This is a genomic window from Streptomyces sp. YGL11-2 (assembly GCF_050054615.1).
GTDB lineage: Bacteria > Actinomycetota > Actinomycetes > Streptomycetales > Streptomycetaceae > Streptomyces.
In genome coordinates this window covers 1-8,415 of sequence record NZ_JBNHIN010000093.1, presented here as the reverse complement: position 1 = coordinate 8,415, position 8,415 = coordinate 1, and the positions used below count along the sequence as shown (strand labels likewise).

9 protein-coding genes are annotated in these 8,415 nt (G+C 70.5%); 6 read left to right on the top strand and 3 right to left on the bottom strand.

Annotated features, from left to right (window positions below):
- The coding region (locus tag ACO1BR_RS42280; protein WP_426800446.1) for a VOC family protein at nucleotides 1-285 on the top strand (285 nt) is incomplete at its 5' end.
- 136 nt (nucleotides 286-421) lie between these two features.
- Here the strand turns inward: ACO1BR_RS42280 and ACO1BR_RS42275 are convergent.
- On the bottom strand, nucleotides 422-1,762 hold the full coding sequence (locus ACO1BR_RS42275) for a sensor histidine kinase (protein ID WP_426800445.1): 1,341 nt from the start codon (nucleotides 1,760-1,762) through the stop codon (nucleotides 422-424).
- On the bottom strand, nucleotides 1,759-2,202 hold the full coding sequence (locus ACO1BR_RS42270) for a hypothetical protein (RefSeq protein ID WP_426800444.1): 444 nt from the start codon (nucleotides 2,200-2,202) through the stop codon (nucleotides 1,759-1,761). Before ACO1BR_RS42270 ends, ACO1BR_RS42275 begins: the two co-directional genes overlap by 4 nt.
- Before the next feature lie 572 nt (nucleotides 2,203-2,774).
- Here ACO1BR_RS42270 and ACO1BR_RS42265 point away from each other — a divergent pair.
- The 5 genes from ACO1BR_RS42265 (at nucleotide 2,775) to ACO1BR_RS42245 (ending at nucleotide 8,072) form a co-directional block, all read left to right on the top strand.
- Entirely contained in the window at nucleotides 2,775-3,167 is a 393-nt protein-coding gene (locus ACO1BR_RS42265) for a hypothetical protein (protein ID WP_426800443.1), read from the top strand.
- A gap of 236 nt (nucleotides 3,168-3,403) precedes the next feature.
- Entirely contained in the window at nucleotides 3,404-4,051 is a 648-nt protein-coding gene (locus ACO1BR_RS42260) for a hypothetical protein (protein ID WP_426800442.1), read from the top strand.
- Nucleotides 4,052-4,163: 112 nt separating this feature from the next.
- On the top strand, nucleotides 4,164-4,901 hold the full coding sequence (locus ACO1BR_RS42255; protein ID WP_426800441.1) for a YcnI family protein: 738 nt from the start codon (nucleotides 4,164-4,166) through the stop codon (nucleotides 4,899-4,901).
- 786 nt (nucleotides 4,902-5,687) lie between these two features.
- Nucleotides 5,688-6,875: a PP2C family protein-serine/threonine phosphatase gene (locus ACO1BR_RS42250; protein ID WP_426800454.1), complete on the top strand. Its 1,188-nt coding sequence runs from the start codon at nucleotides 5,688-5,690 to the stop codon at nucleotides 6,873-6,875.
- 147 nt (nucleotides 6,876-7,022) lie between these two features.
- Nucleotides 7,023-8,072: an aldo/keto reductase gene (locus tag ACO1BR_RS42245; protein WP_426800440.1), complete on the top strand. Its 1,050-nt coding sequence runs from the start codon at nucleotides 7,023-7,025 to the stop codon at nucleotides 8,070-8,072.
- 142 nt (nucleotides 8,073-8,214) lie between these two features.
- Here ACO1BR_RS42245 and ACO1BR_RS42240 read toward each other — a convergent pair.
- A partial coding sequence (locus tag ACO1BR_RS42240; RefSeq protein WP_426800439.1) for an IS3 family transposase occupies nucleotides 8,215-8,415 on the bottom strand: 201 nt, incomplete at its 5' end.

The window sequence follows — 8,415 nt, the reverse complement described above, 5'->3', positions numbered from 1 at the left end:
TTTTTTTCCTTCTTTTGGTGTCCCTCCCCCCCCCCCCCCCCCCGCGACTGGTCGCACGTCGACCTGCCCGGGTCCGCACGACTCGCCTTCCAACCGGTGCCCGAGACCAAGGCCGTGAAGAACCGGCTCCACCTCGACATCGCCGTCGACGACATCGAGACCGCCATCTCCACGGCAGTGGGTCTGGGTGCCGTTCGGGTCGGCGAGACGGTCACCGACGACCAGGGGTCCTTCCAGGCCATGCTCGATCCGGAAGACAACGAGTTCTGCTTTGTCAGCGGCTGACCGGCCCGGTTGCCGACGTCTCACCTACCGAGTCGTCACGGCATCGCCTGATGCGCTGTGAGGCGTCGCCACGCCACCGTCGGATGGCGGCCTGACGGGCCGGAGCCCCTCGCGGAGAAGGGAGTGTGAGGCGGTGTCAGTCGCCCTCCGGCCCGTGCTCTTCCTTCTTGGGGGATGTCGTCTCGGGCCGGTCGTCCGGGCCCGGTGGGAGGCGTAGTTCGGCGATGGCTCCGCCGTCAGGGCCGTTGGAGAAGTGCAGGGTGGCGCCGAGGACGTGGGCTTGTCCGGTGGCGATCGTGAGGCCCAGGCCGTGTCCGGTCCGCTTGCCGGCTTCCGCACCGCCGGACTGGCTGCGGAACCGCTGCGGCCCCTGGTCGAGGAGGTAGGAGGGGTAGCCGTCACCGTGGTCCCGCACGGTGATGACGTGGTCGTCGACGGTGACCGTCACGGGCGCGCGTCCGTGCTTGTGGGCATTGGCGACAAGGTTGCCCAGCACCCGCTCCAGCCTGCGCCGGTCGGTCTCCACACAGACGTCCCGCACGACGCGGACCTCAGTCGTCGTTCTGGTGGCCCGCACCGCGCGTTCGGCGAGTGGCCCCAGTTGGTGCACGTCCAGGTCGGCCCGCTCCGCCTGCGCGTCGAGCCGGGAGATCTCCAACAGGTCCTCGGTGAGCTGGCGCAGGGCCTGGACGCGGTTGCGCACCATGTCGGTGGGGCGGCCCGGTGGCAGCAGTTCGGCCGCGGCGTGGAGTCCGGCGAGGGGGGTCCGCAGCTCGTGGGAGACATCGGCGGTGAAGCGCTGTTCGCCGTGGAGTTTGGCCTGCAGGCTGGCGGCCATCGCATCCAGCGCGGCGGCCACCGCGGCGGCTTCGTCGTTGGCGCGGTCCGGATTCAGGGCGCGGGGGTCGTTCACGCGGGCGTCGAGATCGCCGGTGCTGATGCGCCGGGCCACCTGGGCGGTGCGGTGCAGGCGGCGGGTGATACGGGAGACCGAGATCAGTCCGGCCCCAAGGGTGATGCCGATGGCGGCGGCGGAGGAGCCCGTGATGGCCTGGTCCAGTCCGCGGAGGGCGGCTGCCTGGTTGCTGTAGTCCAGACCTACCGCCAGCACCTTGCCGCCGGCGACGGGTGCGGTGGCCCACATCGTGGGGTGACCGTCGTGATCGGCGAGCTGGGTCCCCCGCTCTTCCCGCTTCACGGTCATCTCGCGCAGGGCGGCGGGGAGGTCCGGCGGGTTGACCGCGGCATCGCGGCCCAGGGGTTCCCCGGCGCCGTATGCGGCCACGGTGCGGTCCAGTTCCGCCAGGGCCGTACTGCGCGCCCGTGCCTGGGTCTGCCGGTCGACGAGGACGTGCACCAGGACAGCGAGCACCACCGCGAGCAGGCAGCACATGAGGGTGATGAAGACGGCGGATTTCCAGTAGAGCGTCGCCGTCCAGGCGGGCAGCAGTCGCGGCTGTGACCGGGGCGTGCTCATGGCTTCCGCTCCGGGGAGGGGGTGGCGACCGGGGACTGCCAGTCGTACTCGGTGGCCTGCATCTCCATGACCTGGCTGTGAGGTTCCCACCCGAAGACGGTGCGGATCTCGTACCCAGGAGTCTGTGTGGGTTCACGCATGATCAGCTTGCCCTCGGTCACGTCCACGGCCAGCGGAGTCCCCGCGGTGTTCAGGATCCGGTCCACCACTCCGCCCTTGAGTCGGTAGACCCAGATGGCCATGGAGTGGTCCGCGCCCTCGATGCCGACGATCAGTTCGGCCTTGCCGTCACCGGTCAGATCCTGGTACTGGGGAGCCAGCACGGGACAGGACTTCGGCCGCTCGGCGCAGGAGCGGATCCTGTTCTCGGTCTGCTTGTCGAAGGCCGGCGCCCGGCGGCTGTCGTCCGCATCGAGCTGCGCCCGCACGACGGCGGACACGGACACCTTCCGGATGTCCCCGGACGTCACCCGGGGCACCGCAGGCAGGGGCATCGGCGTGCTGTCCGCTCCCGGTTCCGGGGAAGGCCGCGGCGCGGGCGCGCGCTGCGGCCACAGCCGCACGGGGCCGGAGACGGGAGAAGCGTGCCCCGCGGGCTTGGGCTTCCCCAGGTCCGCACACCCACTCACCGACACCGCTACGCCCACCATCACGGTCGCCAGCGCCGCCACACGTACGGCACGGGACGGGCGCGGGCTGTCGGCCAGAGGCACGGCGCTGCTCTCGCAGCGCGCGGGACCGGGACGGAAGGCACCAAACATGTTCTCGCTTTACGGCGATCGGAAGGCCCCGCAACCGTAACCCATCCCCACCGATCCCTCACCGAACGTTCGCCCACCGACCCGGAGAAAGCCGCGCCCACGCCCTCTTATGCCCGATCGGCCCGCGGCCAGGGCCATCCGGCCCCGGCGATACCCATCGTCACGGCCCAAAATGACCACAAGGCCGAAGACCGCTCTCCTATGACCTTGGGGATGTCGGCATGCTTGCGAAGAGATCTGGAATGTGGCCGGTGATCGCCGCTGTGTCGGTGGCACCCGTCCTGGCCCTGGCGGCCGGCACCGGTGCGGTAAACGCGGTCGATCACGTCTCGCCCACCTCGTCCGCGACGGTGCAGTCGGCTGCCTTCCTGGCACCCACCTGCACGCAGCCTCCCTGCCCGTCGGGCATCGAACCGCCCCAGCCCGGCGAGGGCCGGTACAACTCTCCCGGCGGCGAGGGCGCGTACGGCGGCAGCGCCGTCCACCACCGCCACTCGTGGAGCGGTGAAGAGCACCATTCCGATTGGGAACACCCTCGTCTCCACCACAACAGGAACTACAACATCAACCCCGCACCGGAGGAGCCCCTGAGCAACCTCAACAGGAATGTCAACATCAACAGGAATCTCAACATCAACCGCTGACCGGAGGCGGCCCTGAGCAATCTCCACCAGCTCGGGCATCGCACGGGGGCATGAACAACAACACGGGAGTGGCAACCGGGGGTGCCTACCGTGACCGCGTCGTAGCCGCAAGTCCTGGGCGTGGCGCACGGATTCGGAGCAGAGCGCAAGGGGACGGCGGTGCGCTCTGGCGTTGCTGTGACATGGACCTCATTCTGGGACGGTTGCGCCCGACCGGTTGAGAGGAACCTCGTCGCGTGAGTGCATCCCTGGTGCTCCGGAGCCTGCGGGCTGCCGTGTTCGCCGCGATGTGCGTCACCCTGGGCGCGGCCGGGCACAGCCTCGCGTGCCCTCAGACGCCCGCCTTGTGGGCCGAGGGAGCCGGGTTTGCGGTGGTCTTCGGCCTGGGGTGCCTGCTGGGCGGCCGAGAGCGGTCACTGGCGGGCATCTGCGGTGTCATGGCCGTGGTGCAGGTCGGTCTCCATGTCCTCTTCGATGCCGCGCCCATGGGTGTGGGGACCGGGGCGTCGGGATCACTTCTGCCGGGTACGGCGATGGCCGGCATGCCAGGCATGCCAGCCATCCACCATCCGGTGATGGCGATGGCGGCGCAGCACGGCGAGAGCGGTCGGGCGGTGGCCGCACACGCCGTGGCCTCGCTGGTGGCGTCATGGTGGCTGCGGCGCGGCGAGGCGTCCGTCTGGTCCCTGCTGCGTCAGATGGCGGCGCTGGTACCGGGACTTGCGGCCTGGTGGCGTGCCGTCGTGGCACCGGCGCCACCGTCGCCCGGGCGGGCACGAAGGAGCGATGCAGAGGGTCGGTGGACGCGGCAACTTCGGTTGCGGCACGCGGTCGTTCGGCGCGGGCCGCCGGCGGTGGGGCCCGCTGCGGCCCGGTACGAGTGAGCCGTCGTCGCACGGTTCCGTACGCCGCCCGCTGATCCGGTGCGCGGCGATCCCCCTCACCGCTTCGCCGGCGGCTGTCGTGCCCGCCGGTCGACCTGTACGGAGTCATCGCATGTCTGCGAACCCCCTCGTTTCTTCCTCCCGGCGCGGGCTGCACCGCGCCGCCGTGGTCGGCGCCTTGGCCACCGCCGGTGTGCTGGCCGGTGCCGGTGCCGCGTTCGCCCATGTCACCGTCCACCCCGACAGCTATCCGCAGGGCGCCTCGGACGGCACCCTGACCTTCCGGGTGCCGGACGAGGAGGACAACGCGAGCACCACCAAGGTGGACATCACGCTTCCCACGGACCATCCGATCCCGTCCGTCCTGGTCACGCCCGTCGGCGGCTGGACGGCGCAGGTCAAGACCACCAGGCTCAAGACCCCGGTCAAGACCGACGACGGCAACATCACCGACGCCGTCTCGGAGATCGTCTGGACCGGCGGCAAGATCGATCCCGGCAACTACCAGGACTTCACGGTCGCCTTCGGACAACTGCCCACCGGAACCGACCAGTTGGTCTTCAAGGCCCTCCAGACCTACTCCGACGGCAAGATCACCCGCTGGATCGAGGCGAAGCGCCCCGGCCGGCCCGACCCGGAAAACCCCGCCCCCACCCTGAAGTTGACCGCCGCGGCCTCCGCCGACGCACCGAGCACGGCGCCGAAGGACTCCCCGACCGCCGCGGCGAAGGCGAGCGACTCGACCGCCCGCAGCCTCGGCGTCGCGGGCCTGGTGGCCGGCGTTCTCGGTCTGGCCGCGGGCGGCCTCGGCCTGGCCCGCAGCCGCTCCGGCAATCAGCACGAGCAGTAGCCACGGGCCGCCCCCTCCCCCACCCCGCCCCGGTGAGCGCCGGTATCTCCGGACGCGCACCGGGGCGTCGATCGTCCCGTTCCCCCCACCGGATCGGGGCGGTGGGCAGAAGCAGAGCGAGGCGGCCACAGACCACCACGTCCATGGATGTGGCGAGGAGCGTGGCGGGCCGCATGGGACTGCGACGGAACAGCCCCATGCGGTCATTGACCATGCACCTGACCAGGCAGCCGTAAAACCATCCGGACTGCCACACCGGCCGCCCTTGGCACTGACCGCCTTGCCGGCGAGCGGGCGCCCCCTCCCCTTCCCCCGATGCCTACCGGCTCGTTCGACCGTGCGGTGCGCGGTCACCCCAAGCAGCGGGCGGAGCAGGCGAGTTGGCGGAGGTTCCTGGTGGAAGCCGGCGGGTATCTCGTGGGCGCGGTCGTCCACCTCGACGAGACCGGCCCGGCGCGATGCGACGAGCAGGGCCTCGTGGCGGCGGGGCCACACACCGGCCTCGGTCGGCCCCGTCCCGCAACCTCGGCCAAGGAGTGCCCCCGCCGTATCCGCTCCGATGCGCTGCGCGGGCGCTCTTATCCAGGTCGGCCGAGGCACCCGCGGCGGCGCGGGTGGCGTGGGTGGCGTGGAACGTCCAGTGAGACGCCGGCACCCACCGGCGCCGGGGAGGAGGCCGCTCCCCTCGCGGATGCCGTGGTGGAGGACGTCGGCGGACCGTCTGGCGCAGGTACTCGGGACGCGGTCGCTGGTGAGCCGCGCGGGGACGGTGCAGGATGGAAAGTGTTGGTTCCCCAGCCGCACCGTGCCCGTCCGCGGCAGCCTCGGCCACTGAGCCGTACGCTGCTGGGGCTGTCGGTACTGCTCATCGCGGTGATCATGGTGGTGGACCTGCGCAGTTCCCCGGACATCCACCTGGGACCGGCGCTGGTCATCGCCCCTGCGATCACCGCGGGGTTCGCCGGTCCCTACCTGACCGGGCTCATCGGAGGACTGGCACTGACCGCCCAGGTGATCATCGCGGTGTTCCACGACGGGCTGACCACCGCGAACCACCTGATGCAGCTCGCCACCCTCGCGGTGCTCGCGGGTCTGCTGGTGGCCCTGTCCGCCGTGCGCGAGCAGCGCACCGCCCAGCTGGCCCAGGTCCGGTCGGTGGCCGAGGCCGCGCAGCACGTCTTGTTGTGGCCACTGCCGGAGCAGATCGGGCCGCTGAAGATCGCCTGCCTGTATCTGGCCGCGGAGGACGAGGCCCAGATCGGCGGCGACCTGTATGCGGCCACCCGTACCGACAGCGGCGTGCGGGTGATGATCGGCGACGTACGCGGCAAGGGCCTCGGTGCCATCGGTGAGGCCGCTCTGCTGCTCGGCGCCTTTCGCGAGGCCGCCCACCAGCACACCTCGCTGCCCGCGCTGGCCACCGCCCTGGAGACGAGCGTGACGCGCTACCTGGCCGACTTCGAGCCGGCCGAGGAGATCGGCGAGCGCTTCGCCACCGCCCTGCTGCTGGAGATCCCCGACGGCGACCCGATCTCCCGGATGACCAGTTGCGGGCATCCCCCGCCGCTGCTGCTCAGCCCCGGCCACATCGTCACGGTCCCGAGCCTGCACCCCGCACCGCCGCTGGGGGTCGGCGGCCTGGGGATCGAGAACTACACACTCGACGTGTTCTCCCTCGAACCCGGCGACACCCTCCTGCTCTACACCGACGGCGTCATCGAAGCGCGCAACGCCAGCGGCGGCTTCTACCCGGTCGAGCAACGGGTCTCCCAGTGGACCGAGGCCAGCCCCGCCTCCCTGCTCCAGCACATCCGCAGCGACCTGCTGGCCCACGCCGGCGGACGTCTCGACGACGACGCCGCTCTCATCGCACTCCGCCGCACCCCGACCGCCCATCGCAGCCGCCGCCACGAACGGGTCGTCCATGCCGACGGGTTCCGTCACCGCCCGGCAACCGGGCCGCCGGGCGCGTGATCGCATCTCCGCGGTCTGTCCGCCGGAGCCGTCGAACACGTCGCACGCGATGGTCTGCGAAAGGGGGCCGCGGTCGGTACTTACCCTAGAACGGACTCCAAGTCGTAAGGTCGCGGCACCCAACGTGACGACGTCCAAGGAGAGTTCATGCGCCACCGCGTTCTCGGCGGAACCGGCATCGAGGTCAGCCCCTACTGCCTCGGCACCATGATGTTCGGCTTCGTCGGCAATGCCGACCACGGCGAGTGCGTCCGGATCATCCACGCCGCGCTGGACGAGGGGATCAACTTCGTCGACACCGCCGACATGTACTCGGCCGGCGAGTCGGAGACGATCGTCGGCAAGGCGCTGAAGGGCCGTCGCGACGACGTGGTACTCGCCAGCAAGGTCCACTTCCCCATGGGGGACGGCCCCAACCGGGGCGGCAACTCCCGGCGCTGGATCGTCCGGGAGGTGGAGGACAGCCTGCGGCGGCTGGGAACGGACTGGATCGACCTGTACCAGGTGCACCGGCCGGACCACACGACGGACATCGAGGAGACGCTCTCCGCCCTGACCGATCTCGTACGCCAGGGCAAGATCAGAGCGTTCGGGTGCTCCACGTTCCCTGCGGACGAGATCGTCGAGGCGTACCACGTGGCCGACCGCCGCGGGCTCCAGCGGTTCCGCACCGAGCAGCCGCCCTACTCGCTGCTGGCCCGCGGCGTCGAGAGGCATGTGCTGCCGGTGGCGCAGCGCCTGGGAATGGGCGTGCTGACCTGGAGCCCGCTGGGCTCGGGGTTCCTGACCGGGCGCTACCGCAAGGGCCGGGCTCTCGATCTGAGCAGCGGACGCCCCACTCTGCACCCGAACCGCTTCGATCCGTCGGCGCCGCTCACCACCGCGAAGCTGGAGGTCGTCGAGCAGCTGGTGGCGGTGGCCGAGGAAGTGGGGTGCTCGCTGCCGGAGTTGGCCATCGCCTTCCCCCTCGTGCATCCGGCCGTCACGTCGGTGATCATCGGCCCACGCACGATGGAGCAACTGCGCAGCACGCTCAAGGGCACTTCCGTGGTACTAGGCGACGACGTCCTCGACCGGATCGACGGCATCGTGCCGCCCGGAACCGACGTCTATCCCCCGGACGGCGTCTGGGCCCCGCCGTCGCTCACCACGCCGGTGCTCCGGCGGCGCACGGCCGACTCCAGGTCCGCCGCCTGAAGTCTGAAGAAGGCCCCCGGAGGGAACCGGCCGTGGCCGCCCCCGCGCTGTTCCGTTCTGCGGCGTTCGCGATCGTGAGGGTCTGCTGCAGGTTTGGGTGACGGGTTGACCTGCCCCACGGTTTGGGTTCCAGCTGCGGTGGCTAACTGGCGGCGTGGATGGTGTCTTGTGCGGAGAGTAGTTCGTACTCGATGGGGGTGCGGTAGCCCAGTGCTGAATGTCGTCTCTTGCGGTTGTAGAAGATCTCGATGAACTCGAAGATCGCGTTGGCCAGTTCGACCCGGGTCTTCCACCGCTTGCGGTTGAGCAACTCGATCTGCATCGAGGACCAGAACGACTCCAT

Coding starts and splice junctions, on each gene's coding strand:
- ACO1BR_RS42275 (WP_426800445.1), bottom strand. CDS start 1,762: ATGAGCACGCCCCGGTCACAGCCGCGACTGCTGCCCGCCTGGACGGCG.
- ACO1BR_RS42255 (WP_426800441.1), top strand. CDS start 4,164: ATGTCTGCGAACCCCCTCGTTTCTTCCTCCCGGCGCGGGCTGCACCGC.
- ACO1BR_RS42245 (WP_426800440.1), top strand. CDS start 7,023: ATGCGCCACCGCGTTCTCGGCGGAACCGGCATCGAGGTCAGCCCCTAC.